The sequence below is a fragment of the Robertmurraya dakarensis genome, assembly GCF_900156875.1.
GTDB lineage: Bacteria > Bacillota > Bacilli > Bacillales > Cytobacillaceae > Robertmurraya > Robertmurraya dakarensis.
In genome coordinates this window covers 36,442-60,412 of sequence record NZ_LT707409.1, presented here as the reverse complement: position 1 = coordinate 60,412, position 23,971 = coordinate 36,442, and the positions used below count along the sequence as shown (strand labels likewise).

Genomic DNA, 23,971 nt, shown 5'->3' with positions numbered 1-23,971 from the left:
TAGATAGTGTCGAACCAAGTTATATCGCTAGTAAAAGGCGGAAATATACCATTAGCAATGGACGGAATAATTGAAGTTGCGATTGAATGGAGCTATTCCCCTGCAGTTGTTGATGTCAGCTGCTTTATGGTAGGAGAAAATGGAAAGGTACCATCAGATGATTATATGATTTTCTATAATCAACCTACAGATCCTGAAAAGGTCATTAATTTAGTTCGTTCTGAACCGAATGCCGCCACATTCTCTGTAAATCTACATTCCCTTCTTACTACAAGCATCCACAAATGTGTGTTCGCGGCTACTTTAGATGGACCCGGTACTTTTAAGGATGTAAAGGATTGTAGAATTACGGTTAAATCAGCAAGCGGGGAAATCCTATTCGAAATAGACCAAGTGAGTGACGAGACCTCTTTAGTGCTGGCAGAAGTGTACCGATATAAAGATTGGTTTAAGCTTAGAGGAATCGGGAAGGGATTTAACGGTGGACTGAAACCGCTAGCCGAAGCTCATGGAGTTGTCGTCGAGGAGGAAGAGGTTGAAGAAGCACCTCCTGCAAACGTAATCTCAGATTCTATTCCCAGTCCTCCCCCGGCTGTCAATTTAACTAAGATTGACTTATTAAAGAAGAAAGTGAAAATATCTCTTGAAAAGAAAAATCTAACTTCCGAAAAAGCGCGTGTTGCCGTTGTGTTTGATGCCTCTGGTTCAATGGCAAATTTGTACGCTAAAGATACGGTACAGCGTGCCTTTGAACGAGTTTTAGCCATTGCAGCCTGTATGGATGACGATGGAATATTAGATGTTTGGTTCTTTGGAAGCAAATTCATGCGGGCACCGAGTGTCTCTGAAAGAGACTATGAAGATTATGTAAAAAGAACGTATCCCAAACCGAGGTTCATTGGCGGCGTCGGAATTGGAAACAACGAACCTCTTGTCATGGCAGATATTATTAAAAAGTTTACTATCGAAGAACCTAATAAAGACATTCCAACTTATATCATCTTTTTTAGCGATGGCGGTATCTATGAAGAGAAAAAAATCTCGCAGCTACTGATAGACAGTTCCAAAGAAAATATATTTTGGCAGTTTGTCGGGCTTGGAAACGCGAACTATGGAGTTTTGCGCAATCTAGATGATTTATCAGGAAGAACCGTAGATAACGCAGATTTCTTTGCCTTAGATGATATTGACAAAGTCAGTGACGAAGAACTTTATCAGCGGCTGTTTAATGAATTTCCGACTTGGCTGAAAGAAGCGCGAATGTTAGGAATCACAAAATAAACTGCATTCAAAAAACACCTCATAAACGTTGTAAGCTTACCGTTTGTGAGGTGTTTTCAAGAATGAACCAAATTATTTTCCTATCGGCCTCTCCAGTGTCAAGATCTCATCATCCAAAGACGCAAATTGCTGTTCAACAACCCGTTTCGCATCCATCACAGCAGCATTATAAAAATGAGGAGCAAGTGACTCCTTCACAAAATCCAGTACTCTCTCAGCCGCAAACTCTGAGATTTCCTCATCTCTTTCTTGTGAAAAGAAGCGCTGGATATCCGAAATCATGATTTGCTGCTGCTCTTTCGTAAGTTTATAAAACAAGTAGAAACACTCCTTCAATTAATTGTAGGGTTAACAATATCTTCATTTTAAGATTTGCCCGTCGATAATGAAAGAGATAACTAAAACAGATTCCAACTTTATCAGGTTTCTCTCAGCAATTGTTACTCATTATGCCATACCATTTCATCCACGATAATATTTGAGCGTGCGCTGAAGCCATCCCCATACTCACTTGGATAGTAATACCCTAACATATAACTTTCATCATTTTGCGTAAAAGTAGAAACTCTGCCAATCAACACTTTCTTTTTTATGCTGTATTCTTTTTCCGAAAACTCATAAGCTTTGTTGTTTACCTCCGTTAAAGTAAAGCCAGCTTCCTCAAGATAGTCAGTACCCTTTTTTTCTGTTAATTTCACCACAAATAAACGAGCATCTTCGTTTTTGACTCCCTCAAAATTGGTGTAAACGTTAAACACTTGAACATCTGACTCTACTACCATATCTTCTGGCACATATGTGGAAAAGCCTAGTTGTTCATGATGATGAAGCTTCACAACCTTCTCTTCCGTTGTTCCTTCGATTAACATCTCCACTGTTTTTGTTTCCTCTAACTCCGGCATGGATGTTGGCTGCTCGGCGTCTTCTTCTGCAACTTCATCCCCAGCACCATCCTCTTCTTTATTTACTTGCTCATTCTGTCCTTCTTTTTCATCTATTACATCATGTTCCCCATTCGTCCCACATGCTCCTAAAAGTAAAAGTATGATTAAGAATAAAATACTTATTTTTTTCATGACCTTCCCTCCCGTTAGTACTCTCATAATAATTGACGTAGTTCATTTGAAAACGTTGCAAAAAGTAACTCAAACACAAAAAAGCGACCATATTTCTTAAATGGGAATCCCATTAAAAAATATGGTCGCTTTTCAACCTTGCCACTATGTGGATAGTTTAATATTTTTGCGCCTCAGTTTGCAGCATCTCTACAGCCTTCGTGAAGTCTTCACTGTTTTGTTCTTCTATCCATTTTGCGTTAAATTCTTCTGCAACTTTTTGCCATTGCTCCTGCTCTGCTCCAGAAATTTCATGAATCGTGATTCCTTCAGAAATCCATCTTTCAATCGCCTTTTCGTTTTCTTCAAGAATAAACGTTGAATAATTCTCAGTGAATTCCATGCCAGCTTGTGTGATCGCCTCTTTCACATTGTCTGGAAGCTCCTGCCATTTCTTTTCACTAATCACTAATCCAACACTTCCAGAACCATAAGCGGCACCTTTTGTCCCCGTGCCAATAACTTCATTTAATTTTACATCATCCAGCGACATAACAGCAGCATAAAGTGTATCGATTACGCCTTTATCAAAAGCTTCGTACATCTCTGGTGTCGGCACAGATACAGGAGTAGCCCCTACAAATTCTAACAACTTACTCTGTACACCGCCTGGTGAACGGACTTTTAACCCTTTTAAATCTTCCGGAACTTTAATTTCAATATCTTTTGTAAAAAAGTCGAATGGCGGAGTTACATAAGTCGCAACAGGTCTTACCCCATTATTCAGAAAATCATTTTCTAAAACAGGACTCTGCTGACTAACCGTATGAAAGGCCATGGAGGCTTGGTATGTATCTTCAAACAATCCAGGCATCCCAAGCAAGTTGCTGCCAATTGGCATTTTACTAGGATAATATGGACTCGCATAATAAGTAATATCTGTCGCCCCATCCTGGGCCAATCCTATTAAATCCGCAGCTTTTCCTAATTGTTCAGCAGGATAATAATCAAATTGAACCTGACCATCTGTTAATTCTGTCACCCTCTCCATGAACGGCTCAATCCCTTTTTCAGCAAATGAGTGTGTCGGTGAGTGAGCTGAAGCCAAATTCAAGGTAATTGTTTCTTGTTCGGCGTCCTCTTGCTCATTGGCAGATTGATTGTTTGAATTAGATGTGTTCCCTGAGCTTGAACTGCAGCCCGCTAGCATTAGGAAAAAAATTAAAAGACCCATGATCATAGAATACTTCTTCATCACCATCGCAACCCCCTATTTTTAATATTCAGTAATCAACAAGTGCATAGCTCCTCTCATTTAATTAAGGAATGCTCACCCTTAGAAACAAAATCACCCTTAAAATGTAAGCGCCTACAAAATTCTTATACAGGGTATAATATTTCTATGTCCTTTATTATATAAAGAGGTTAATTTAAAGTCAATTCTAAATTTTCAGAATATATAGTCCCTGCGTCCACCCGAAAAATCTTGTTTCACATAAATGTTTCACATAAAAAAAGCACCCTATCCAGGTGCTTTTTTTCTACATTAATTGCATGGTCGTAATGCAAGTAGCATCGCCTTCAAAGGTAGAGATCTCTGACTCCGCCACTTTATCTTCTTGCTGAATTTTAATGACATATTTTTGATCCCTTGGCAGCCACAGATCCATAAAACCATTATCTTGTGTCGTTACCTTTTCAGCCAAAATTTCATTGCCATCAGTATCCTTAATATACACGTCAAACTCTTCTTTTACCATCTCTCCTTGACAACCTGTCAAGCTATGATTCGTTCAGGGATGGGTCTCATTGACGTAAGGAGCAATCGATACAAAGAACTCCTCTTCAGGTAGGTTATAAGCTGTCTCTTTTCCATCTGAGTCGGTCACGATGAGTTCCTGTGATGTGATAGAGGCAGTCTGATCCTCTATATTCCCAACACTGTAATCATTCACCAGTTCCTTAATATTTGGTGTTTCATTTTCTGTTGTCGCGTTTCCTTCATTTGCACTTTCCCCACTGCAAGCTGCTAGTACAATGGAAGTTAGCAAAGAAACCGCAAAAATTCTAAATTTCATTTTAGAGAATTCACTCCTTATCTCTTTCTGAATCCCATTATATCATTTCTTTTCTCTGCGAAAATCCCTTTTCCTACATAGACACAATATCTACAAATTTCGCGATTATCAACATTAAAAACTTTACATGAAGCAGTTCCATTTCAACCATCCTAAAGAAGTGGAGGTGGAAAAATTGACAAATGAAAATCCTGTAGAGTTTACTGGAAAAGTATTGGATCAAAGAAACAACCTTACTGGTCCCGACGATGGTGGAAAGGTTGACTATCCGAAAAAACCGAATAATGTTCAGATTCAGCAAACCGAACGCAAAGAAGAACTTTAGTTCCTATAGATATCGTAAACAACTCATATGGTTTGGCTGCCATAGTGCAGCCTTTTTTCACCAATTAATGGTAAATATGCGATTCTAATAACCTCTTTTCTTCTCTTTTGATCCTATTTCGGCCTATAGACACTTTCTAATAGCCTCTTCTTATTACTTTTCTTCCTTTTTGGGTCAATAGATATCTTCTAATGACCCTTTCCCCCTCTAATGACTCTTTCAGGGTCTTAAGCAAGGAAGTTGTCAGTTATAAATATCAAAGTTCATTTCCTTTTGTGTGTTCTTCACCACGGGATATCCTTGTTTTTCGATAATCTTGACGAGATCCATGGTACTTACATTACTTGGCTGAAACTCCACTACAATTTTCCCTTTCGGCAATGTCCCTCTAACAGAGTTGATTCCAGTTAAGCTTTTTAACAGTTCTTCAATCACTTGAAAACTTTCAACACAGCAAATTCCCGGTACATATAATATCGCTTTATACATGAATGTCACTCCCTTATTCATCAGTACGGTCTTTTAAATGCAGTTGGTAAATGGTGATTAGCTGATCTAGCTTTTGACTGCAATTTAATGTTTCAACACTATTGATCCCTGTTGCATTCGCAGTTCCTGCCAATTCCTTTTTCAACTCATTAATGCGGTTCTCAATCATTTTCATCATCATAAAAACTCACCTATTATTTCGTTTTATCTTAATTAAATTATATGATAATGATTATCAATACTAATTGATTTAGGTCAATTTTTAAAAAAACTAGCCCCAAAAAAGCTCCCTTATTAAGCAACAAATCTGTTCTCTTTAAAGGTGCAATGTTGATTTTCACTGTGTTTGAAAAATAGAAGGAAAAATTCCGGCTAAATTGGAAATGCCCATATTCCAAATCCTTGGATTTTGCCTTAATTAGAGAGGATAAGCCTTTAAGAATCTATCATTTATACACTTAATGCCTCACAAAACTCTCTACATTTTGCCTTCATTACTTCTTCCGAATCCATATCTGCCTTTAGCCCTTTAACTGTAATGATACACCCTTGTTCCTGCAGCTTTTGCTCGAAGATGTCCACGGCTCTGGCAAAATGATCATAGGAAGAATCGCCTGAACCGAATGATGCTGCGGCTTTACCTATTAGGTCTGTATCCTCTAACTCATCATAGAAGTCCAGTATTTCATCTGGCAAATCTCCATCTCCCCAAGTATAGCTTCCAATTAGAATACGGTCATAGTCTTTAAGTTCATCTGCATACGCATCAAGGGCATCCTTTATTTCTACATGATCACCTTGCATCATTAACTCATTTGCAATAGTCTGCGCCATAAATTCTGTGTTTCCGGTCATACTGGTGTACACAATTATGGTATTCATGTTTACTTCCCCCTATAATTCACTACTTCGTATTACAAACAAATCATACAATCTTTTTACGAAAAATGAATTGATTTCAATCAAGTGACAAACTCTTGAAAGGGAGGATTATAAATGAAAAGATTTAAGTAACCGATTTAGAAGAAGTGAGACAAGCAACCGTGATGGTGACCAACGCCAATGCGTATGTTGCCGTTATTTTAAAAGGACAGCCAAAAGAAGAGGTTACTAGAGAAATTGAACAAAAAATCTCCCGTGCCGTTAAATCCACGGATCGTGACATTCAAAATGTCTTCGTATCCTCAAACCCAGACTTTGTGGATCGAATGGCTGGCTATGGTAAACGAATACAGCAAGGTGAACCGATTGAAGGTTTAGTTGGGGAATTTAATGAAATGATTAGAAGAATATTCCCAAATGCTCGTTAAAGGCTGGTTAAAAATTCATCCTCCATACTAGCTACTTAATAGTGGCTAGTTTTTTGATTATAAAGGTAAATGAACACGGAAATAAACAGTCTGTTACGGATCGCTAAGCTTCTGCAAAAACGCAAAGAAAAAGGATAAAACCCTAAGATTTTACCCTCAACACGAAAAGTTCCTTCTATTGTAAATGTCTAGGAGGAGCTTTCTTATGTGCACTGTTATGAACTTCTTCAAAAATATCTTCTTGATTTTCTGGGTTTATTTTTTTATTTAATAAACTCACGATCTCAGTCATATGTGTAAGCTGGGCATTACTTGGTATTAGTTTAACTATTGTTTGTTTGAAGTCTTCAAACTCCTTCTTCGTTACAGGCTGGGCGTCCTCTTTTAGTTCATAGCCCAGCTGGCCATTTGGCTCTAAAGTTGCCCATTTAACATCACTTATTTTGGAGACGCTATTTTGTCTAAGCTGCATCTCAAGTTGATCGACTGTCAATCTAAGTTTTTTCAAATTCTTTTCATTTAATGTCCCATTTTCTATGACTACCTTTGCTTTTCCTGTAATCATTTTCTCTATTCGATCCGACTTTAGTTGTGAAAATTCCATCACTAATAATGTAGCAACAAAAATTCCCCCGACTAAAAAGGTTGTCCAAATATTTTTATCTGCTACCGGCTGAACTAATAAAGAACCAATCGCAACCATAAGAACTGTTTCTGCCAAGGTCATTTGTGAAATGGTCTTCCTCCCGGCAACCCTCAACAACACCGTTGCCACTAGTACAATCAATACTGCTTTCCATATAACATCCCAATCCATCTTAAATACCCACCATTTCTTTAGAAAGAGTTACTGGTATTTTTCCCAACTTATGTTTCACTATCCATTGAGTTTTAGCAGGTGTATACTCTACAACTTCCTTCACTGGTCATGAAGATCTCTTCCACAAAGATTTCTGGTAATTCGGCTTTCATTCTGCCGATGAAGACCGGCTCTCGCATAGAAATCAGAAAGATAGGTTTTCATCCCGGCCATGATGACCGGTTCTCTCAAGGAAATCAGCAACAGCGGTTCTCATCCTGGCAATGAAGACCGAGTCCCACAAAAAAATCAGTAAAACCGGGTTTCATCCTATCAATGAAGACCCTTCCCGTAAAAAAACTCAGTAACATCGGTTCTCATTCCGGCCATGAAGACCGAGTTCCACAAAAAAAATCAGTAAAACCGGTTCTCATCCTATCAATGAAGACCGTTCCCGCAAAAAAACTCAGTAACATCGGTTCTCATTCCGGCCATGAAGACCGAATTCCACAAAAAACTCAGTAAAACCGGTTTTCATCCTATCAATGAAGACCGTTCCCGCAAAAAAATTCAGTAATATTGGTTCTCATCCCGACCATGAAGACCGGCTCTCGCATAGAAATCAGAAAGATAGGTTCTCATTCCGGCCATGATGACCGGTTCTTTCAAGGAAATCAACAACAGCGGTTCTCATCCTGGCCATGAAGACCGAGTCCCGCAAAAAACTCAGTAAAACCGGCTTTCATCCGAACCATAAAGACGGTTCCTGTAAAGATAATGTCCTTCATACCAACAAAAAGACAAAATCCATCCCAGTTCTCCTTATGCCCTTATGTCAACTGTTGTTCCGCAAAAGCACGGTATAAGTTATGAGTTTTGATTAATTCTTGGTGCGTTCCTTTGCCTGTCACGCGTCCCTTTTCAATAAAAACAATCTGGTCGGCGTCAACAATCGTCGATAATCTATGTGCAATCACAAAGGTTGTGCGTCCTTCCATTAATCGTGCTAACGCCTCTTGTACAATGCTCTCCGATTGACTATCCAGGCTTGCTGTCGCTTCGTCCATCATGAGGATTTTTGGGTCTCGTAAAAATGCGCGGGCAATCGCAATGCGCTGCCGCTGCCCACCTGATAATTTCACACCGCGTTCCCCTACCTCTGTATCCAGCCCATTCGGAAAAGATTGTATAAATTCATCAGCATAAGCCATTTTCGCCACTTCCCACAAACGTTCGTCCGAAATGTCTTCCCATTTTTTCAGACCGTAGCATAAGTTCTCACGGATCGTTCCGGCCATCATCGCACTTTCTTGGGATACATAACCAATTTGACTTCTCCACGACGCTAGTGACAGATCACCAATCGAGGTGTTTCCAATTTTGATCACACCAGATGTCGGTTCATAATATCGTTCAAGCAGCCCGAACAAAGTAGTCTTTCCCCCGCCGCTTGGACCAGCAAAAGCAATCATTTGACCAGGTGTGGCTTCAAACGATACATCTTGAATAACCTGCTCTTCTTCACTATAAGCAAACGACACATTTGAAACATAGAGAGGTTGATCGGTAATATCCATTTCCAATCCATCTTGCCCATTCTCAAGAGGGAGCTCCATAATAGCAATGATCCGTTCAGTCGCCCCTTTTGCTTTTTGCATTTGTGTAAAAAACATCGCAAAAGACGTGATCGGATAGATAATTTGAAACAAATATAATAAGAAGGCAACCAGTGACCCTGTTGACATCGAGCCATTAGCCACACGGATGCCACCATATCCAATGATCATCACAATGACGATCATAACAATTGTGTACATAGTCGGCCCAATTAGAGCAAAAATCCTAGCTTCCTTTAATCCGTATGAAAGCAGCTTACCCACTCCTTGTACGCCTTTTTCTTCTTCAAACATCTCTGCATTAGAAGACTTCATTAAGCGGATTTCACTGAGTGTTTGCTGAATTTCTCCTGAAAAAGATGCCGTTTCATCTTGCAGCCCGCGAGAAATCCTCGCCATTTTTCTGCCTAAAGGCATCATAATGACCATCGTTAATGGAACAGAAATTAACATTAATAAGGTCATTTTCCAATCCATGATCAAAAGGATGACAATCGCACCGATGATTGAAATGATCCCTGTGATAAACTGTGGAAAATGCTGCGAAATTAAATCTTTAACAATCCCAGTATCATTGATAACCCGGCTGACAGACTCTCCGCTCTGCTGTTTGTCAAAATACGTGACAGGCAGCCTGATCAGCTTCACCCACATGTTCCTTCTCAGTCCCGCAACAATTCTTTGGCCAACTGATGCTAACAAATAAGTCGACACCCCATCAATGACGCCTTGTAAAATAAAGACAACCGCAATTAAGACACCGATGGACATGCTGATTGAGGACGCCGAGAAGCCATCCACCAACTCTCTCGTTAATAGCGGTATCGAAAGGCCAGCCAGCGTTGTTACGATGCTGCCAATTAACCCTGCTGTTAATGCCCATCTAGGGATATTCGTCGACAGTACTAAATGTATAAACGATTTCATGCCGCCTTGTTGACTCTTCATTTTTCTAACTCCTCCTGCAAAAATCGCAAAGTTAGCTTTTCCTCATCTCATCTTAGGTTAACTTATTCTCTATTAGCATATATAAGCTTATAAAATAAGAAAGGATATTCCCTAGGAATCTCGAAGATTAAATGGGTAAGGTACAATTTATTGGAGGAAAATAAAATGCTTGATATCCCAACGATTATTCTTTTTGTTGGAGCTGCGCTGATCCTGCTTGTAACACCTGGACCAGCAGTCATTTATATTATTACTAGAAGCATCGACCAAGGACGAGCTGCAGGGGTAGTATCCGCTTTAGGTATCTCTGCAGGCACCCTTATACACGTAATCGCTGCAGCACTCGGCTTATCAGCCATCTTAGTCTCATCCGTTACAGCCTTCACTATCGTAAAATACATCGGAGCCATCTATTTGATTTATCTAGGGATAAGAGAACTCGTAAACAGAACGGAAGTCGAGGAAAAAAACTTTGAAGAACATGTGAATCTTAAACATATTTTTATTGAAGGAGCTGTGGTAAATCTCTTGAACCCAAAGTTAGCATTATTTATGTTTGCTTTCTTACCGCAGTTTGTAAAAATTTCAAATGGTCCCGTAGCTATTCAAATTCTTTTGCTGGGATTCATATTAATGTTGCTTGGTCTTTGCAGTGATAGTTTTTATGCACTACTATCTAGCAGAGTTAGAGGCTGGTTAAAAAAACATCCTCTTATTCTATTAAAACAAAAGCGTTTTATCGGTACAGTTTACATAGTGTTAGGGATGTTCACCGCAATGCAAAGTAATAAATAGAAAGGGGTGGCTGATGCACCATGAAAGAAAAGTACCTATGGATCGGTCTTTTGATTGTCGTAGTTAGTTGGGCAGGCAACTACTTATTTTGGCAATCAAAACAAATAGATCAGCCCATTTTCCTAGACCATTATTACGAAACATACCTCCAAGATGATAACTATTTAACATTCCATTATTTAACCAACAAGCATGATCAATCAAAAGTCAGTTATGCAGTCGTAGATGGAGTGGATGTTGAGCTGTATCCAGCCTCCGATGGGTTCTCAATGCGGACATCTAATGTTCCTAAATTTGAACAAGAGTTTTCACATCAACACTTAAAATCGGTAAGGCTTAAACTGCCAACTCCATTCCTCCCCATTGAACAAGATTCAGAGGATGTATGGTCTTTTGAGGAAATCAGCTTTATTTTTTCAAATGGAGAAGAAGTAAATGCCGATATCGGTAAAGTCAATGTGTACGGAACTCTCCCGGGGTCTGATATTTTTGAAACACGCGTCAGTTCAAGCAGCAATCATCATCGCAGTGATAAGACTCTCGTTGCTGCAAAACCTGTAACAATTGAATCCATTACAGTCCCCTTTGCGGAGCAAATCGATCATGATGTAGACGTTAAAGTAATGCTCGATCAGGAAAAATTAAAAGAACTGGAGGCACTAAAAGATGGCGCTAACCCTCCTATATGGTTTGAAGAAGAACGGAACTTAGAGTGGAGTGAAATTAAAGGTGTCTCGATAAAAGAAGAAATCTTTCCGATTACCTTGGATCAAAATGATTGGATACAGCTTTCCATGCAATTCAATCCAGACCGGAAAAGCTTTTTTGAGTTCGGTGTGTCAATCTCAGGAACTACTGATGGCGGAGACCCATTTCTAAGGAAAGCTCCCATCATTGATCACCCCTACCTGACCGACCAGATTGTTAGTGGCATCATCACGGAAAAGCAAGGAGGCACGTAAGATGGACCAAGCTTTTAACAGAATATTTTGGGGTTATTTATTTGTTTGGATTGAGATCCATCTATTTGTAGTTGATCTCCTGCCCGACCCAATCGGATACTGGCTTATTTTGTCAGAATCTCGTTAATCTTAAAAGAATTTCCAATTGGACATAAAGCCAAAAACTTCTCACTTGCCCTCCTTTTTTTATCCATTCCTACAGTCTTTATTCAGCAAAATACAGGTATGGATGGGCTTGGAACAACGGCTGTTTTATCAGGTTGGTCAATATATAACATCGTACTTGGCTGGTTAAAAATCATTCTCGTTTTTTATCTCTTTAGGCTGATGATGGAGATTGTCGTTAATAGAGGTAATAATGCGTTAATGAAAAGGGTCTCTAAGACATGTTACAGCTGCCTTACAGTCATGCTGACAGCCTCCCTTTTAAACTCGTTCATGATCAATTTTTCAGGAGATATATTAATCGCATTAACAATCATCACCGTGATCAGCAGTCTTATCGTTGAAATTACTTTTCTTGTGCTATTGCGTACCTTGCGCAACATACATCTCGAAACTAATTGACATAGCGACCGCTTGTCAGTTGGTTTCGTATTCAAAACCAATCCTCTAGCTTTGTATGATAAAAGAGATCTACCAAGAATCCAAAACGCCTTGAAAATCTGTGCTTTTTCCCTACTGGAACTTTAAATTTCTTCACTAAAAACAAGCTTGAAAGAATCGAAAGCAGGATTGTTAAGTAAGGTTTCTTTGGGAACAGATAACTGTAAATAAACATCTTCACATAAATAAAAGCTGACCAAAGTATATTCCAACCATGCTTATATTGAATTAACTTTTGCTTATGGATCATCAGCTCAATCGTACTGGCCACGATCACCCAGCTTATCAGGTACACAATTTGTTTATAAAGTGATTTTGGCAGTTTTGATAAAAACAATAGAACGATTGAGGGCGTGACTAAAATTACATGTATCACTCTCAATAGTTTCCAATGGATCCCGCCGGGAGTGAACTCCCAAACCAAATGCCTCCTGCAAATACCATAATACAATGTGTTTACGGAACTAACAAAAACTAAACTTTTAAGACACTTTGGAACATGCCTCCATGTTTTCATCCCAATATTTAACAATAATATACCTATTATTAAAATCAAATGCTTATATTTCATTCTTCCCCCTACCAAATAGCTCGGTTAAGTTTTATTACAATAAGCATTACCCGCTATTCAAGCCAAAAATTTTTTTCTTATTTTTCTCGCCTATATTCTCCCCTGCCTTGGTTTAACTATGTCTTTTCACAAAAAATCCATAAATTCCCAATGTAACGTGTCAACTAATAATTTAATCATTAAGTAACATAGGCAATTAATTTTTAATAGAATTGAAATCCTTTCGTAATCGCCTAAAATGAGATTTATGTTAAATTTAAAAGGAAATTAATAAAAAAGGAGATTCCAGATGATAAGCAAAGCAAATCATGTGAAAGAAAACCTAGAAGAGCTTATGAAAAAAAGTAATGATGTCAAAAAAGCACTGGATCACACTCCATTTGAAAATAAAAAAGAGTTCTTAAAACTATTGAAAAGTCTTGTAAAAATTCATCGTGAAATGGATGAGATTTACGATTAAAGGATTGAAGGAAATGTTAACTGTTAAAGAGGTAACTCAACAATTAATAGATGCAGGCATTTCAGTTAATGAAAAGACCGTAACGCGGTGGCTGCGTGAAGGAAAGCTGAAAGCTGACCGTTCAGCACATATCAAAATCATCTACTCTGTTAACCAGGATGATCTAACTGCTTTTATCTCTAAATTAAAGACAGAAAAATCTAGTGAGGACCAACAGACGCAGTTTAAAAAAACGATGCTAGAAAACGAAAGACTAAAAGAAGAAGTTGATCGACTGCGGAGTGCAATTTCGATTGAACAAGCAAAAGTTCGTTCTCTTAAAAAAATGTTGAAAGCAGAATTTGCTCTTACTGATTATAAACCTGCTTCCATACACTCCTTCATAGGCTTAGATGCAGCCACTGACAAACAAGAGTTAAAAAAAGAGCTGAAAAAAATATTAAAAGCCCTTCATCCCGACCGCGGAGGGGATGAAAGGCTCTTTAAAGTCATGTATGAACATTATAATAAACTGAAGTTATGATAGGGTTTGTAAAACGACGTTCGTTTGACACTCAAAAATCCACCTGTTTACCCCTTCATACCTAGATAAATGTAGATCGCATCACGTAAAAACTGTGTTCCTCCTTTAACCGCCTTATCATAATAGACTGTGAAGCGTTCGTCTGCTACATACATATCGGCAAGACCTGCATGTGCTTCTTTCGAATAAGACGGCCAAGAATAGGTCAGCCACTGCTTATGCTTATGTGCAAGCTTTTGCGCTAGATCTGACCCTGGATCTCCTGTTGCGAAAGCTTCCTTTAGCAAAGCAAGAATTTCCTCTCCTAATGCTGTCATCCCCTCATAATCTTCCTGACTCATTCCCTTTAGTTTCGCATTGCTTTCTTCAACCGTCTTATCTCCATATTTCTCTCTTATTTCTTTGCCATATTTTTGTTCATTTTTCTCAATCAGCCTTTCCTTCAACCCTTCAAACTTATCTTGATCCTTCATGACAATTCCTCCTTGTTTGCTTTGTATGGTCTTCTCAACGATTTCGATAATTTTATCAAGACGAACCCGCTTTATTAGCAGATGATTATAATGATTTTTTAAGGCCTCCATTGAATCAAAGGCCGGCTGATGAATGATTTTCATAATGTCTTCCAAACTTACTTCCAATTCTCGGTAAAATAAAATCTGCTGCAGCAAATCTACCTCTTTTTCCCCATAAATTCGGTAACCAGACGAATTTATTCTTGCTGGTTTAAGCAATCCAATTTCATCATAATAACGCAATGTCCGGCTGCTCACTCCCGACATTTTCGCTAATTTGTTAACGGTATACTCCATTCGCCACCCTCCTGACAATGTTCATCTTAAACCTTGACGCAACGTTAAGGTCAAGAGGCAGATGCTTTTTTTAAAAAAGGAATGTAAATATCTTCCTCTTAATTGTTATAGAGTATATAGAACAGTTTTGTTATAATAAAGATAGAACAGATTGGAGTGAAATAAATGATAATAAAAATTGAGCCACAATCTGATATCCCAATCTATACACAATTGACTAATCAAATCATTGAAGGCATTGCAAAAGGTGAGATTCAAGCAGGAGAATCTCTTCCATCTGTACGGTCCTTTGCCGCAGACCTTGGTGTGAACATGCATACCGTCAATAAAAGTTATCACCAATTAGAAGCAAAGGGCATTATCAAGATCATTCCAAAATCAGGTGCTGTTATTTCCTCACCCACCCAATCCATAGATACTGTTTCTCAAAGGATGTCAGGAGCATTACGTTCAATCATCGCGGAGGCACTAGTATCAGGTCTGGAAAGAGAACAGATTCAAGAACTCGTTTCCTCGATTATGAATGATCTTAATAAGAAAGAATGACAAAAAGACAAAGGAGGAGTTTTTTATGTCTTTAACGATTTTTCTCATTATTATTGTATTTATGGCTGGGATTCAAACAGCGATTCCTTATTTAGTAAAACGGACTGTTATATTCGGTGTGACGATTCCAGAACAATATCTTAAAGACCGAACACTGTCATCTTATAAAAGAACCTACACCATCCTTGTTTCCTTTATATCTATCATCGTTCTCGGACTCTTTGTATTTTGGACACTTCGGAAAAACCCATCTGAGGAACTTATTGTAATGGCAGGAGCCATCATCCAATTTGGGATTATTTTTTTCAGCATGTCCTTATATTTTTATTTCCATGGAAAAACAATTGTTTTTAAGAAAAAACACAACATCTCTGATAATGTAAAGCATGTACAAATAACCGATTTATCGGTACGGTCTCAAGATGAGATGCTTCCTTGGTATGTCTATCTATTGCCAGTTCTCATTACGGTCGGTTTGTTAGGTTACACCATTCTTAAATATGACGTACTTCCAGAAAAAATCCCCACACATTGGGGACCAAACGGAAAACCTGATGCCTTTACAGTTAAAAATCCATTTTCAGCGGTTACGCTTCCATTAACACTGCTAGTCATGCAACTAATGTTCATGGGTATCAATATTGGAACAAAAAAGTCAGGAATTAAATTAAGCGCTGCAAGCACAAATGCCTCCCGCATTCGACAACTGACTTTAAGAAAATATTCAAGCTGGTTTTTATTTATAGTCAGTGTTTTTTTAACGATGATGCTCAGTTTTTTTCACTTAACAACGATTCATCCTGGTTTATTCATTGATAAAGCAATGGTCGCAATACCTTTTACATTCCTTATTATCGTTCTATTAGGAACACTGATTTTTGCTGTAAAAGTCGGGCGCGCAGATAAACAAACTGCTGAGGATCCGAAAAGTGATATCACGGATATCGACGAGGACTCATATTGGAAGGGTGGGCTTTTTTATTTTAATAAAAATGATCCTTCCATCTTTGTGGAAAAACGATTTGGAGTAGGCTGGTCCATTAACTTTGCCAACCCAATGGGCTATCTAATTGTGGTCGTTCCCTTACTGGTTATTCTACTGCTTTCATTTTTATAACGCATTAAGTCCTTCATTCCATGATTGAAGGACTCTTTTTGCTCTTATTCTGATAAAAATCGCGCCCGCATATCCTTTGTTGGCATCATACAAGCCTCCTGTTTACCGAACCAGCGGTAACGATTCTTGGCAAAGAAACGATAAAAAGGATCCCTGCAAACTTTCGGAAGCGCATTGAGAAGAAAAGCTAATTTCCAGAAGCCGTCTAACTTCCTCGCTATTCTTAGTGCGGCAGAGGATTCTGTGAAAAATTGGCCATTTTCTATTAGAACAATAGAGTCCAAGTTTTGAAGTTCGGGCCGCTGTGCTAACAAGCTTTTTCCAACCTCAGACTGCAAGGAGGCGAATTGAAAGTATCCAGCCCTGTCACGTTTTATGATGAATTGGACGGAAGAGTTACAAAAATTACAAACCCCGTCAAAAAGAATAATTGCTTTTTCATTAGACATTTATTGCACACCTTCTTCACTGGGAACAAGTTTCTCTCCCATTTTATGTCCTAAAAGAATGATTGGTATCAATAATAAGCCGACCGGGAGACTTTTTAGAACATCCATCATTGTAACTAGGTTTTCGTTCAGTAACCTATAGAACAGATAAATGGAGTATGGCAGCGTGATCATAACCGCCGTGACTACCCCAGGAACAACCATTTTCACGTACAATGCCTGCCCGATATGCATGAACACATGGAGGAAAAGAACCGCATTAAAGCCCAAGAAAAATAAATAGTTTCCCCTTTCAGCTGCTAAAAAAGTGAATGGTACAAACACGATAAATTCAATACAAACCGCTACAGCAAATTGTGATGAAGTTATTTTTGAAAACGACTGAATCCTACCCTGTAAATTCTTCGGGACCCTGCTGATAATTTTATCATAATGCCTTCGATACCAAGGTTCAATCCTAATGATTTCTTCAAAATCGTGAAGCATAAAAGCAACAAGAAATAACCAAATGAGGGAATGTATGCTAATGGATGAATCCAGAAACTCAATCACAACGTGAATCACTCCTTAATGAACCGTCACAGGGACGACCCGAAAATTCTTGTTTCACAGGATTGTTTCACAACCCCCTTTTCTCTCGAAATCCTATACGCTTACTTTAACAAAAATTAAAGAATTCGTCACAGCGTCCGCCCGAAAATTCTTGTTTCATATAAATGTTTCACAGATTTTTTTGGGTACAAAAAACAATCCAACTGCGTTATACAGCTGGATTGTTATATGAATTCTAGAAACTCATCAGATTTTCCTTATAAAGTCCGAATAAATTCATCCAAATACTCACTCACTAATTCTGGGTTTTCTACTAGGATGAAGTGGCCATAATCTGGAATAGGTTTATAGACTAGATTTTCACAATTTGTTAAACGGCTAATGGTTTGTTCAGCCATTTCGCCTGTGGCAATTTTATCGTCCAAGCCATGAACGACGAGAACAGGACACTTGATTTGGTCCATTTTATCCCGGACGTCAAAACCATTATATTGTGTTAAATCGCCTTGCTTTGTGATGCCAATTTCCGATAAAACTCCCCAAAGAATGAAGTCTTTTCTTTCCTGCGTTGTAGCTTTTCCTATTAAACATTCCGAGAACTCTAAATGTGAGTGCTGCGGATTTACGTATGGATGATTGAGCAATTCTAAAATATCTTCATTAATCGTTGGCGTATAATCGGCGCCCTGCATCGAACAAATCGCTTTAACCGGATATTCCTGTGCGATGTGATAGACGATATTCCCCCCCATCGAACAGCCGATGACAATCGGGTCTTTAACACCTAACTCCTCGATCACGCTCCAAACAAATTTTCCATAATCAACGTAATTGTTGATGACCTTGTTACCCGGGAGCGGCCAGCTTTTTCCATGAGCAGGCATATCAAAGGAAATCATTTTATACTTATCCTGAAGTATTTCCATCATATCATGGTATTGTCTATTCTCTCTCCCTGCTGTATGTAAACAAATAATCACATTCCCATCATCTGGACCGTTATTCGTCTCGCAATAAATTTTGATCCCATTTACCTTAATATAAAAACCGTGAATAGCCATGCTTTTTCCCCTCCACTACTTTTATCGAATAGATGCGTAAACTCTAATTAATTGGGCAACAACATTGAAGTTCTGCCGGAAACGAATCGCTCCACCAAGTGTTGTCAAATTATTGCTGTTTCCCTTGTTAGTCGCTACACTTAAACTTTTATGGGTCACGAACTTATCCCAATCATCTTTCGAGCCAGAGACCCCGATATCAACACCGGTGTTCGGAATCCCTTTTACCACATCGATGCAAGTTCCTTTATGAAAGGTTAAAGTAACCGTTTCTTGTTCTTCACTCAAAGTAATATCGCCGCTAAAAAACTTTCCATAATAAAATTCTTTAAACAATTCTGCTTCTTCACCATTAATCTTTTCTTTCAATTCTAGTATTTTTTCATACAGATTCATCCTGATTCCTCCTCGAACATGATCTTGAAAATCACTTAGTGCTGATATTCTTGTTTAGCTCCGAGATTTCTAGAACTTCTTCTACTGATTTTCCTTCAATTTCTTTAGAAGTCACATACTTTGTGATAGGCTCCCATGTATTATCAAAATAGGCTGTATCGAATGCAGGAATAAAAACGGTTCTGCCATCCTGCATCCTCTCTTTAATCTCTTTCACTACAGATGGAAAATCATCAGTTTCAAAATCCCAAATAATCATATATTTATAGCTTTGTTCTGCATCAGATAATTGAATATCAGACAGTTTATAAAACTTACAACCAACATACCCAGGAATTCGTAATAAATCATGAATATGCTGACCTGCATACCAATCTAAATATTCTTCCTCCAGACCTTCTGCTGGATTACTAAAAACTAACATCGAATATTGCTTTTTTTGACTCATTTTTCGTCCCTCCATTTTTATCCAAAATAACCCCATAATAAAACAGACGTACTAAACACAATTCCAATCCAAAGCATGATCACGACGAGATAACCCATAATATCTCTTAACTTTAACCCAGAAATGGCAAGTACCGGCAATAGAAGAAATGGCTGCACCATATTGTTCCAAGCATCTCCTAACTGGACACTCATAGCTGTTTTTACATAAGAAGCTCCTAATTCTCTCGCCGCCTCAATCATAACGGGTCCTTGAATTGCCCATTGCCCACCGCCAGACGGTGCAAGGAAGTTGACGAAGTAAGCGCTTATTAAACTCCAAAACGGCAAGCTTTCTGGGGTAGAAATCGCTACAAACAATTGTGCAATCGTTGTGACTAGGCCAGACCCGGCTAGAATCCCAATAATTCCTGCATAAAAAGGAAATTGGATAATCATGCCGGCAATGCTATGGACTCCATCTAAAAATATCTCGAAGTAACGTGAGATCGTACCGACTAGTAACATTCCGAAAAATAACATAAATAAGTTTAATGAATTAATATTTAACGAGTTTCCTTGAACGAAGTATGTCACTGTATATACAAGACCAATTAAACCTATTGCCCAGCATAATAATTTACTATTGTTGAGTCTTTCTGAGGGAGGTAAAGCTTCTGCTGTTGCGGCAATTTCAGTTTTAGCAGAACTCTCACTAGAATTTTCCTCGCTTATTTCAATAATGTTCTCTTTCTTTTTTGGATGCAGAAGTACATTGACTAGTGGAAGCGTAACTAAGATGGCTAATGTTGTTAACATCATTGGAAGTGAAAAGATCGATTCTGATAGCGGTATAATACCCATTTGTTCTTCAAGAAAATGACCAGGAGTGGAAATAATAATGGGAACACTTCCTGAAATACCAGAACCATAGAGGACAAAACCGCTGTAGGCAGATGCAATGATGAGTGGATAGTGGACCCCTTTTACTTTCAAAGCAATTTTTCTAGCAACGATCGCACCGATAATTAACCCAAATCCCCAGTTAATCAATGTCCCAATTCCACTGATTAACGTCGCCATTATGATGGCCATTGAAGGAGTTTTGATTTTTGAAATAATCTTGTCTAGCAATCTATCAACAATCGGTGTTTTCGCAAGGACGTAACCTGTCAGTAGAATGACACACATTTGCATCGTAAATTCAAGCAAATTCCAGAATCCGTTCCCCCAATAAGTTGTTGTCTCAATAAATCCGGTCCCCTGTACGGCCATTGCTAAAAAAATCGTGACTACCGTTAATAATATTGCAATCGTAAGCGGTTCAGGTAAATATCGATACATTAACTTTGTAAAAAATCCCGTTATTCTTTCCATCTTATCACTCCCTGTTAATTATTCTTGACCGTCTAATACGAACGAATAATGACTATTTGATAACGCTTACAAGTAACTCTTAAAAAAGCAATATCTCCTGATCAAAATAAGTATCTCCTCACCTCCATCATCAAATGAATTGACTCAGTGAATTGATTCATTTTATATTTGTTAGTATAATAGGTGTCATAAAGATAAGTCAACAAAATTTTCAGAATAATTGGAAATGGTGATAAAATGGGGCAAAAGGGAGAATTAACTACACGGCAAAAGAGAGCGTTAGAGACTAGAAAACTAATATTCGAAACAGCACTTTCATTAATTTTAGAAAAAGGTTTTAACAGTGTTCACATAGAAGATATCGCTAAAAAAGCAGGAACATCAGTGGGGTTATTTTATAAGTATTTCAAGTCCAAAGATGAAGTCGTTGTGGAACATTATAAAAAAATCGATGGTGTCTATCTAGAGGCATACGAAAATCTAGACCCTAATGTAAGCTCAACTGAAAAACTTGTACAAGTATTGAAAGCAGGATTCAAATTTTCAGAAGACCTTGGAAAAGAATTTCTAGGTGTATTATTTTCAAACCAGTTCGGCCTAAAAGGAGACATTCATTACGTCATGAGCAATCAAAGGAGGATTAATCGAATAGTCCGCAATATTGTTCAAGAAGGTCAAGGAAACGGAGAATTTAGAACAGACCTCGACCAAGACACGATCGTATCCATGATCTTCAGATGCTACACCGGATCCTATTTCGAATGGACCCTAATGGAAGAATCAAAAGGCCTGACAGAAGAAGGCATCAAATTTCTACAACTATTTATTGAGGCAGCCATTTCGTCGTCACAGCGACGACCCGAATAATCTTGTTTCACAGCGTTGTTTCACGGGTGTGGAGGCTGCCTCGCCATTGGTATTTTTCTAGGTCTACTTTTCCATTGTGGTCTACTTTAACACCTTCGTCCCTTAAGGACATGATTTGTTCGTGATGTAGCTCGTCGTCCTTGATGGCCACTTCTCCTTTGGCATTGACGATTCGATGCCATGGGAGTCGGTGCTTTTTGCTCATGGAGTGAAGTATCCGAACGATCTGACGGGCAGCTCTTGGACTGCCGGCAAGAGCGGCAATTTGCCCATATGTCATGACGCTTCCCTCCGGAATGTTTCGAATAATCTCAATCGCTTTTTCTGTAAATGGTGTCACTTTCGCTTTTCTCCTATCCTTATCTTGATTACATGGTTATTCATCCAATAAAAGAACCTTGCTAACCATTTTAGCAAAGTTCCCTGCCTATCATCTAGCTTCTGCCATATTTGCTACTGATGCGGTCGTAAATTTCCCGTCCTCAATCATGAGTGCATTTAGCTGGCCGCCAAAGGCACAACCTCCATCAATGCCAATGACATTGTTATCGCCAAAATAAACCTCCGTACTGTGATGATCGCGAATTCTTGATGTTTGCGTATGACCAAAAATAACGGTCTCACTTCCTTCATAATGATAAATAAATTCATTACGAATATGTAAAAACTGCTCTCTAGTCGTCTGCTCGAGTCCCTTAATTGGATCAATACCAGCATGCACAAAAATGAACCCTGACTCCCTTTTAAATAAAGGACGTGATTTAATAAAATCAATCTGTTCCTGATAATGATCTTTAATTATCTTTCTGATTTCATTTTCCTTATCTTTGTTTTTCAGCAGATCATCGTACCACACCTTATCCATCCCAAGCCTCTTTAAGAAGCTATTGATCGTCCATACTCCCCCAATCCTGCCATAATAAAAAATATCTTCTTTATCCTCGAGCCATTGTATTAAGAGTTCGTCATGATTTCCTAAAAGCGCCTCTGCTCCTTGACTGCACCATTCTCTAACCATTTCCAGAACATCAATACTATCAGGACCTTTATCCACATAATCTCCTAAAAATAAAACTTCCTTAGGCTGAGCATTTATCTTCTGTAATAGGTGCTTTAGTTCTTCTGCACAGCCATGTATATCTGAAATGACGACTTTCCTCATAACATATCCTCCCCCTATAGATTCATATATTAATAGATTTAATGCACCGTAATATATTGCTTCCATGTTATCACCTAACTTAGCAGATCATCCACTTTAAAGTTCTCGAATATTTCAGAAAATATAACCTAAGAAAGCACGGTAACAAAAAATTTTTCATAAAAAATAACATGCTTCATCCCCTATCCAATTCTAAACTCTTCCAATTAACAGGCATAATTATCACTCATCCTTTAAATAATAACACTATAAAAAGTTGGAATTTGTTTACATTCTGAGTTACACCTATTGGTTAATATTTTTCTTGGAGGATGTGTCATGCCAGAATTTAGTCATAACGTTGAACTTACTTCGTCGGAGATAGCAAATCTTTGGAGTCAGTATATGAATGATTCAATATCGATTTGTATCCTTTCCCACACGATTGAACACACAAAGGATGAAGACATTAAGGAAGTCTTAATGTTTGCAAACACAACTGCAAAGTCACATATTGAAAAAATTACAGACTTATTCAATAAAGAGAATTTTCCTATTCCTAAAGGGTTCTCACTCGAAGAAGACGTTAACCTTAATGCCCCGCCATTATTCACAGATACATTCATGATCATTTATATGCATGTGATGACCTTACTCGGATTAACAGGTTACGCTGGAGCTGTCGCTACATCAAGCCGGGAAGACCAAATAGACTACTTTAGCCAATGTAATAAAGAAACAATGGAACTATACAAACGAACTGCCCGTGTCATGCTAAACAAAGGCATTTTCAGCAAGCCCCCTAGGATAAATACCCCAACGGGAGTTCAATTTGTAGATAATCAAAACTACTTAACTGGCTGGTTTGGAAAAAAACGACCATTGAACGCTATCGAAATCAGCGGCCTGAGTTTCAATATGGTCAAGGTGATCGTAAAAGTTGTGTTAGAAATTGGATTTGCGCAAGTCTCTCAAACAAAAGAAATTCAAAAATATTTTCAAAGAGGAAAAAAAATTTGTGAAAACCATTTTGGTGCTCTAAGTTCCGTTCTAACAAAGGATGAATTGGCATCCCCAGCGTCATGGGTATCAGAAGTAACGAGCTCTACCATCCCCCCTTTTTCCGAAAGATTAATGTTAAATCATATTGTGATACTGATTTCTGCAGCAATAGGATATTACGGAGCAGCTGTGTCTGTCTCCCAAAGGAGAGACCTCGCTTTGAAATACACAAGTATGATGGCAGAAGTTGGCTTATACGTAGAGGATGGTGCTCAGCTGTTAATCAAACACGGTTGGTTAGAACAGCCTCCATTAGCTGATGATCGAGAAAATCTAGCTAAGAACAATTAATTTTTCTTTTAAAGATACCATTTCTCTTACAGAGAGTGGTATTTTTTATATCTCTC

The 23,971-nt window shown here is 38.4% G+C and carries 31 protein-coding genes and 1 pseudogene; 12 read left to right on the top strand and 20 right to left on the bottom strand.

Going from position 1 to position 23,971, the window contains the following annotated elements; translation table 11 throughout:
- Positions 1-6 precede the first annotated feature (6 nt).
- Complete coding sequence (locus tag CZ487_RS09550; protein ID WP_077211975.1) at positions 7-1,281, top strand: vWA domain-containing protein; 1,275 nt, start codon at positions 7-9, stop codon at positions 1,279-1,281.
- 72 nt (positions 1,282-1,353) lie between these two features.
- Here the strand turns inward: CZ487_RS09550 and CZ487_RS09545 are convergent, their stop codons facing one another.
- The 4 genes from CZ487_RS09545 to CZ487_RS27690 form a co-directional block, all read right to left on the bottom strand.
- Positions 1,354-1,599 (bottom strand): DUF2164 domain-containing protein, encoded by a 246-nt coding sequence (locus CZ487_RS09545; RefSeq protein ID WP_077211974.1) that lies wholly within the window; start codon positions 1,597-1,599, stop codon positions 1,354-1,356.
- A gap of 122 nt (positions 1,600-1,721) precedes the next feature.
- On the bottom strand, positions 1,722-2,357 hold the full coding sequence (locus tag CZ487_RS09540) for a hypothetical protein (protein WP_077211973.1): 636 nt from the start codon (positions 2,355-2,357) through the stop codon (positions 1,722-1,724).
- A 157-nt stretch (positions 2,358-2,514) separates the two neighbouring features.
- On the bottom strand, positions 2,515-3,591 hold the full coding sequence (gene dctP / locus CZ487_RS09535) for a TRAP transporter substrate-binding protein DctP (RefSeq protein ID WP_161949615.1): 1,077 nt from the start codon (positions 3,589-3,591) through the stop codon (positions 2,515-2,517).
- A 286-nt stretch (positions 3,592-3,877) separates the two neighbouring features.
- Positions 3,878-4,414, bottom strand: coding sequence for a CueP family metal-binding protein (locus tag CZ487_RS27690; protein ID WP_202617820.1), 537 nt, complete (start codon positions 4,412-4,414; stop codon positions 3,878-3,880).
- Between the two features lie 175 nt (positions 4,415-4,589).
- Here CZ487_RS27690 and CZ487_RS26565 point away from each other — a divergent pair, with 175 nt between their 5' ends.
- Complete coding sequence (locus CZ487_RS26565) at positions 4,590-4,739, top strand: hypothetical protein (RefSeq protein ID WP_154676019.1); 150 nt, start codon at positions 4,590-4,592, stop codon at positions 4,737-4,739.
- Positions 4,740-4,982: 243 nt separating this feature from the next.
- Here CZ487_RS26565 and CZ487_RS09520 read toward each other — a convergent pair whose 3' ends face one another.
- From CZ487_RS09520 to CZ487_RS09510, 3 genes are all read right to left on the bottom strand, one after another.
- Positions 4,983-5,228, bottom strand: coding sequence for a heavy-metal-associated domain-containing protein (locus tag CZ487_RS09520; protein WP_077211969.1), 246 nt, complete (start codon positions 5,226-5,228; stop codon positions 4,983-4,985).
- A 13-nt stretch (positions 5,229-5,241) separates the two neighbouring features.
- The gene (locus CZ487_RS09515) at positions 5,242-5,409 is read right to left on the bottom strand and encodes an aspartyl-phosphate phosphatase Spo0E family protein (protein WP_077211968.1); all 168 of its coding nucleotides are present in this window, start codon (positions 5,407-5,409) and stop codon (positions 5,242-5,244) included.
- 269 nt (positions 5,410-5,678) lie between these two features.
- Positions 5,679-6,110, bottom strand: coding sequence for a flavodoxin (locus tag CZ487_RS09510; RefSeq protein WP_077211967.1), 432 nt, complete (start codon positions 6,108-6,110; stop codon positions 5,679-5,681).
- Positions 6,111-6,250: 140 nt separating this feature from the next.
- Between CZ487_RS09510 and CZ487_RS09505 the strand changes: the two are divergent.
- Positions 6,251-6,538, top strand: a pseudogene (locus CZ487_RS09505) (YhcN/YlaJ family sporulation lipoprotein); the annotation flags it as partial.
- Positions 6,539-6,713: 175 nt separating this feature from the next.
- Here CZ487_RS09505 and CZ487_RS09500 read toward each other — a convergent pair.
- A complete protein-coding gene (locus tag CZ487_RS09500) occupies positions 6,714-7,355 on the bottom strand; it encodes a DUF421 domain-containing protein (RefSeq protein ID WP_077211965.1) in 642 nt (213 codons plus the stop codon).
- Between the two features lie 812 nt (positions 7,356-8,167).
- Complete coding sequence (locus CZ487_RS09495) at positions 8,168-9,901, bottom strand: ABC transporter ATP-binding protein (RefSeq protein ID WP_077211964.1); 1,734 nt, start codon at positions 9,899-9,901, stop codon at positions 8,168-8,170.
- A gap of 165 nt (positions 9,902-10,066) precedes the next feature.
- Here CZ487_RS09495 and CZ487_RS09490 point away from each other — a divergent pair, with 165 nt between their 5' ends.
- Genes CZ487_RS09490 through CZ487_RS27685 form a run of 3 tightly spaced genes read left to right on the top strand, consistent with a single transcriptional unit; the run spans position 10,067 to position 11,785 of the window.
- Entirely contained in the window at positions 10,067-10,696 is a 630-nt protein-coding gene (locus CZ487_RS09490) for a LysE family translocator (protein ID WP_077211963.1), read from the top strand.
- Positions 10,697-10,716: 20 nt separating this feature from the next.
- The gene (locus tag CZ487_RS09485) at positions 10,717-11,658 is read left to right on the top strand and encodes a hypothetical protein (RefSeq protein WP_077211962.1); all 942 of its coding nucleotides are present in this window, start codon (positions 10,717-10,719) and stop codon (positions 11,656-11,658) included.
- A gap of 1 nt (position 11,659) precedes the next feature.
- On the top strand, positions 11,660-11,785 hold the full coding sequence (locus CZ487_RS27685) for a hypothetical protein (RefSeq protein ID WP_272914196.1): 126 nt from the start codon (positions 11,660-11,662) through the stop codon (positions 11,783-11,785).
- A gap of 262 nt (positions 11,786-12,047) precedes the next feature.
- Here CZ487_RS27685 and CZ487_RS26300 read toward each other — a convergent pair whose 3' ends face one another.
- Both CZ487_RS26300 and CZ487_RS09475 read right to left on the bottom strand, forming a co-directional pair.
- Entirely contained in the window at positions 12,048-12,260 is a 213-nt protein-coding gene (locus CZ487_RS26300; RefSeq protein WP_139339549.1) for a hypothetical protein, read from the bottom strand.
- Positions 12,257-12,835 carry a CBO0543 family protein gene (locus CZ487_RS09475; RefSeq protein WP_077211961.1) on the bottom strand — a complete coding sequence of 193 codons (579 nt, stop codon included), beginning with the start codon at positions 12,833-12,835 and terminating at the stop codon, positions 12,257-12,259. The genes CZ487_RS26300 and CZ487_RS09475 overlap by 4 nt, the downstream gene beginning before the upstream one ends.
- Positions 12,836-13,124: 289 nt before the next feature.
- On the opposite strand from CZ487_RS09475, the gene CZ487_RS27090 reads away from it, so the two are divergent.
- Together CZ487_RS27090 and CZ487_RS09470 are read left to right on the top strand one after the other, a co-directional pair.
- Entirely contained in the window at positions 13,125-13,295 is a 171-nt protein-coding gene (locus CZ487_RS27090) for a hypothetical protein (protein WP_154676018.1), read from the top strand.
- Positions 13,296-13,308: 13 nt separating this feature from the next.
- Positions 13,309-13,818 (top strand): hypothetical protein, encoded by a 510-nt coding sequence (locus CZ487_RS09470; protein ID WP_077211960.1) that lies wholly within the window; start codon positions 13,309-13,311, stop codon positions 13,816-13,818.
- A 47-nt stretch (positions 13,819-13,865) separates the two neighbouring features.
- Here CZ487_RS09470 and CZ487_RS09465 read toward each other — a convergent pair whose 3' ends face one another.
- A complete protein-coding gene (locus CZ487_RS09465) occupies positions 13,866-14,630 on the bottom strand; it encodes a MerR family transcriptional regulator (RefSeq protein WP_077211959.1) in 765 nt (254 codons plus the stop codon).
- A gap of 165 nt (positions 14,631-14,795) precedes the next feature.
- Between CZ487_RS09465 and CZ487_RS09460 the strand changes: the two genes are divergently transcribed.
- Positions 14,796-15,176: a GntR family transcriptional regulator gene (locus CZ487_RS09460; RefSeq protein WP_077211958.1), complete on the top strand. Its 381-nt coding sequence runs from the start codon at positions 14,796-14,798 to the stop codon at positions 15,174-15,176.
- 25 nt (positions 15,177-15,201) lie between these two features.
- A complete protein-coding gene (locus CZ487_RS09455) occupies positions 15,202-16,293 on the top strand; it encodes a DUF1648 domain-containing protein (protein ID WP_077211957.1) in 1,092 nt (363 codons plus the stop codon).
- A 44-nt stretch (positions 16,294-16,337) separates the two neighbouring features.
- Here the strand turns inward: CZ487_RS09455 and CZ487_RS09450 are convergent, their stop codons facing one another.
- From CZ487_RS09450 to CZ487_RS09425, 6 genes are all read right to left on the bottom strand, one after another.
- Positions 16,338-16,742, bottom strand: a complete 405-nt coding sequence (locus CZ487_RS09450) for a thiol-disulfide oxidoreductase DCC family protein (protein ID WP_077211956.1) — start codon at positions 16,740-16,742, stop codon at positions 16,338-16,340.
- Entirely contained in the window at positions 16,743-17,294 is a 552-nt protein-coding gene (locus tag CZ487_RS09445; protein WP_077211955.1) for an HXXEE domain-containing protein, read from the bottom strand.
- A 257-nt stretch (positions 17,295-17,551) separates the two neighbouring features.
- The gene (locus CZ487_RS09440; RefSeq protein ID WP_077211954.1) at positions 17,552-18,355 is read right to left on the bottom strand and encodes an alpha/beta fold hydrolase; all 804 of its coding nucleotides are present in this window, start codon (positions 18,353-18,355) and stop codon (positions 17,552-17,554) included.
- 21 nt (positions 18,356-18,376) lie between these two features.
- Positions 18,377-18,751 (bottom strand): hypothetical protein, encoded by a 375-nt coding sequence (locus CZ487_RS09435; protein WP_077211953.1) that lies wholly within the window; start codon positions 18,749-18,751, stop codon positions 18,377-18,379.
- A 31-nt stretch (positions 18,752-18,782) separates the two neighbouring features.
- Positions 18,783-19,199: a hypothetical protein gene (locus CZ487_RS09430; RefSeq protein ID WP_077211952.1), complete on the bottom strand. Its 417-nt coding sequence runs from the start codon at positions 19,197-19,199 to the stop codon at positions 18,783-18,785.
- 17 nt (positions 19,200-19,216) lie between these two features.
- Positions 19,217-20,554 carry a short-chain fatty acid transporter gene (locus tag CZ487_RS09425; RefSeq protein WP_077211951.1) on the bottom strand — a complete coding sequence of 446 codons (1,338 nt, stop codon included), beginning with the start codon at positions 20,552-20,554 and terminating at the stop codon, positions 19,217-19,219.
- 237 nt (positions 20,555-20,791) lie between these two features.
- Here CZ487_RS09425 and CZ487_RS09420 point away from each other — a divergent pair, with 237 nt between their 5' ends.
- Positions 20,792-21,421, top strand: a complete 630-nt coding sequence (locus CZ487_RS09420) for a TetR/AcrR family transcriptional regulator (protein ID WP_077211950.1) — start codon at positions 20,792-20,794, stop codon at positions 21,419-21,421.
- 7 nt (positions 21,422-21,428) lie between these two features.
- On the opposite strand, the gene CZ487_RS09415 is transcribed toward CZ487_RS09420, so the two are convergent.
- Positions 21,429-21,761, bottom strand: coding sequence for an MGMT family protein (locus CZ487_RS09415; protein ID WP_077211949.1), 333 nt, complete (start codon positions 21,759-21,761; stop codon positions 21,429-21,431).
- 90 nt (positions 21,762-21,851) lie between these two features.
- A complete protein-coding gene (locus CZ487_RS09410; RefSeq protein ID WP_077211948.1) occupies positions 21,852-22,583 on the bottom strand; it encodes a metallophosphoesterase in 732 nt (243 codons plus the stop codon).
- Between the two features lie 318 nt (positions 22,584-22,901).
- Between CZ487_RS09410 and CZ487_RS09405 the strand changes: the two genes are divergently transcribed.
- Entirely contained in the window at positions 22,902-23,915 is a 1,014-nt protein-coding gene (locus CZ487_RS09405) for a DUF3231 family protein (protein ID WP_077211947.1), read from the top strand.
- Positions 23,916-23,971 lie beyond the last annotated feature (56 nt).

Excerpts from the sequence above, each read along its gene's own strand:
- CZ487_RS09540 (WP_077211973.1), bottom strand. The coding sequence starts at position 2,357 with ATGAAAAAAATAAGTATTTTATTCTTAATCATACTTTTACTTTTAGGA.
- dctP (WP_161949615.1), bottom strand. The coding sequence starts at position 3,591 with ATGAAGAAGTATTCTATGATCATGGGTCTTTTAATTTTTTTCCTAATG.
- CZ487_RS09520 (WP_077211969.1), bottom strand. The coding sequence starts at position 5,228 with ATGTATAAAGCGATATTATATGTACCGGGAATTTGCTGTGTTGAAAGT.
- CZ487_RS09515 (WP_077211968.1), bottom strand. The coding sequence starts at position 5,409 with ATGATGATGAAAATGATTGAGAACCGCATTAATGAGTTGAAAAAGGAA.
- CZ487_RS09510 (WP_077211967.1), bottom strand. The coding sequence starts at position 6,110 with ATGAATACCATAATTGTGTACACCAGTATGACCGGAAACACAGAATTT.
- CZ487_RS09500 (WP_077211965.1), bottom strand. The coding sequence starts at position 7,355 with ATGGATTGGGATGTTATATGGAAAGCAGTATTGATTGTACTAGTGGCA.
- CZ487_RS09495 (WP_077211964.1), bottom strand. The coding sequence starts at position 9,901 with ATGAAGAGTCAACAAGGCGGCATGAAATCGTTTATACATTTAGTACTG.
- CZ487_RS09490 (WP_077211963.1), top strand. The coding sequence starts at position 10,067 with ATGCTTGATATCCCAACGATTATTCTTTTTGTTGGAGCTGCGCTGATC.
- CZ487_RS09485 (WP_077211962.1), top strand. The coding sequence starts at position 10,717 with ATGAAAGAAAAGTACCTATGGATCGGTCTTTTGATTGTCGTAGTTAGT.
- CZ487_RS27685 (WP_272914196.1), top strand. The coding sequence starts at position 11,660 with ATGGACCAAGCTTTTAACAGAATATTTTGGGGTTATTTATTTGTTTGG.
- CZ487_RS09475 (WP_077211961.1), bottom strand. The coding sequence starts at position 12,835 with ATGAAATATAAGCATTTGATTTTAATAATAGGTATATTATTGTTAAAT.
- CZ487_RS27090 (WP_154676018.1), top strand. The coding sequence starts at position 13,125 with ATGATAAGCAAAGCAAATCATGTGAAAGAAAACCTAGAAGAGCTTATG.
- CZ487_RS09470 (WP_077211960.1), top strand. The coding sequence starts at position 13,309 with ATGTTAACTGTTAAAGAGGTAACTCAACAATTAATAGATGCAGGCATT.
- CZ487_RS09465 (WP_077211959.1), bottom strand. The coding sequence starts at position 14,630 with ATGGAGTATACCGTTAACAAATTAGCGAAAATGTCGGGAGTGAGCAGC.
- CZ487_RS09460 (WP_077211958.1), top strand. The coding sequence starts at position 14,796 with ATGATAATAAAAATTGAGCCACAATCTGATATCCCAATCTATACACAA.
- CZ487_RS09455 (WP_077211957.1), top strand. The coding sequence starts at position 15,202 with ATGTCTTTAACGATTTTTCTCATTATTATTGTATTTATGGCTGGGATT.
- CZ487_RS09450 (WP_077211956.1), bottom strand. The coding sequence starts at position 16,742 with ATGTCTAATGAAAAAGCAATTATTCTTTTTGACGGGGTTTGTAATTTT.
- CZ487_RS09440 (WP_077211954.1), bottom strand. The coding sequence starts at position 18,355 with ATGGCTATTCACGGTTTTTATATTAAGGTAAATGGGATCAAAATTTAT.
- CZ487_RS09435 (WP_077211953.1), bottom strand. The coding sequence starts at position 18,751 with ATGAATCTGTATGAAAAAATACTAGAATTGAAAGAAAAGATTAATGGT.
- CZ487_RS09430 (WP_077211952.1), bottom strand. The coding sequence starts at position 19,199 with ATGAGTCAAAAAAAGCAATATTCGATGTTAGTTTTTAGTAATCCAGCA.
- CZ487_RS09425 (WP_077211951.1), bottom strand. The coding sequence starts at position 20,554 with ATGGAAAGAATAACGGGATTTTTTACAAAGTTAATGTATCGATATTTA.
- CZ487_RS09420 (WP_077211950.1), top strand. The coding sequence starts at position 20,792 with ATGGGGCAAAAGGGAGAATTAACTACACGGCAAAAGAGAGCGTTAGAG.
- CZ487_RS09410 (WP_077211948.1), bottom strand. The coding sequence starts at position 22,583 with ATGAGGAAAGTCGTCATTTCAGATATACATGGCTGTGCAGAAGAACTA.
- CZ487_RS09405 (WP_077211947.1), top strand. The coding sequence starts at position 22,902 with ATGCCAGAATTTAGTCATAACGTTGAACTTACTTCGTCGGAGATAGCA.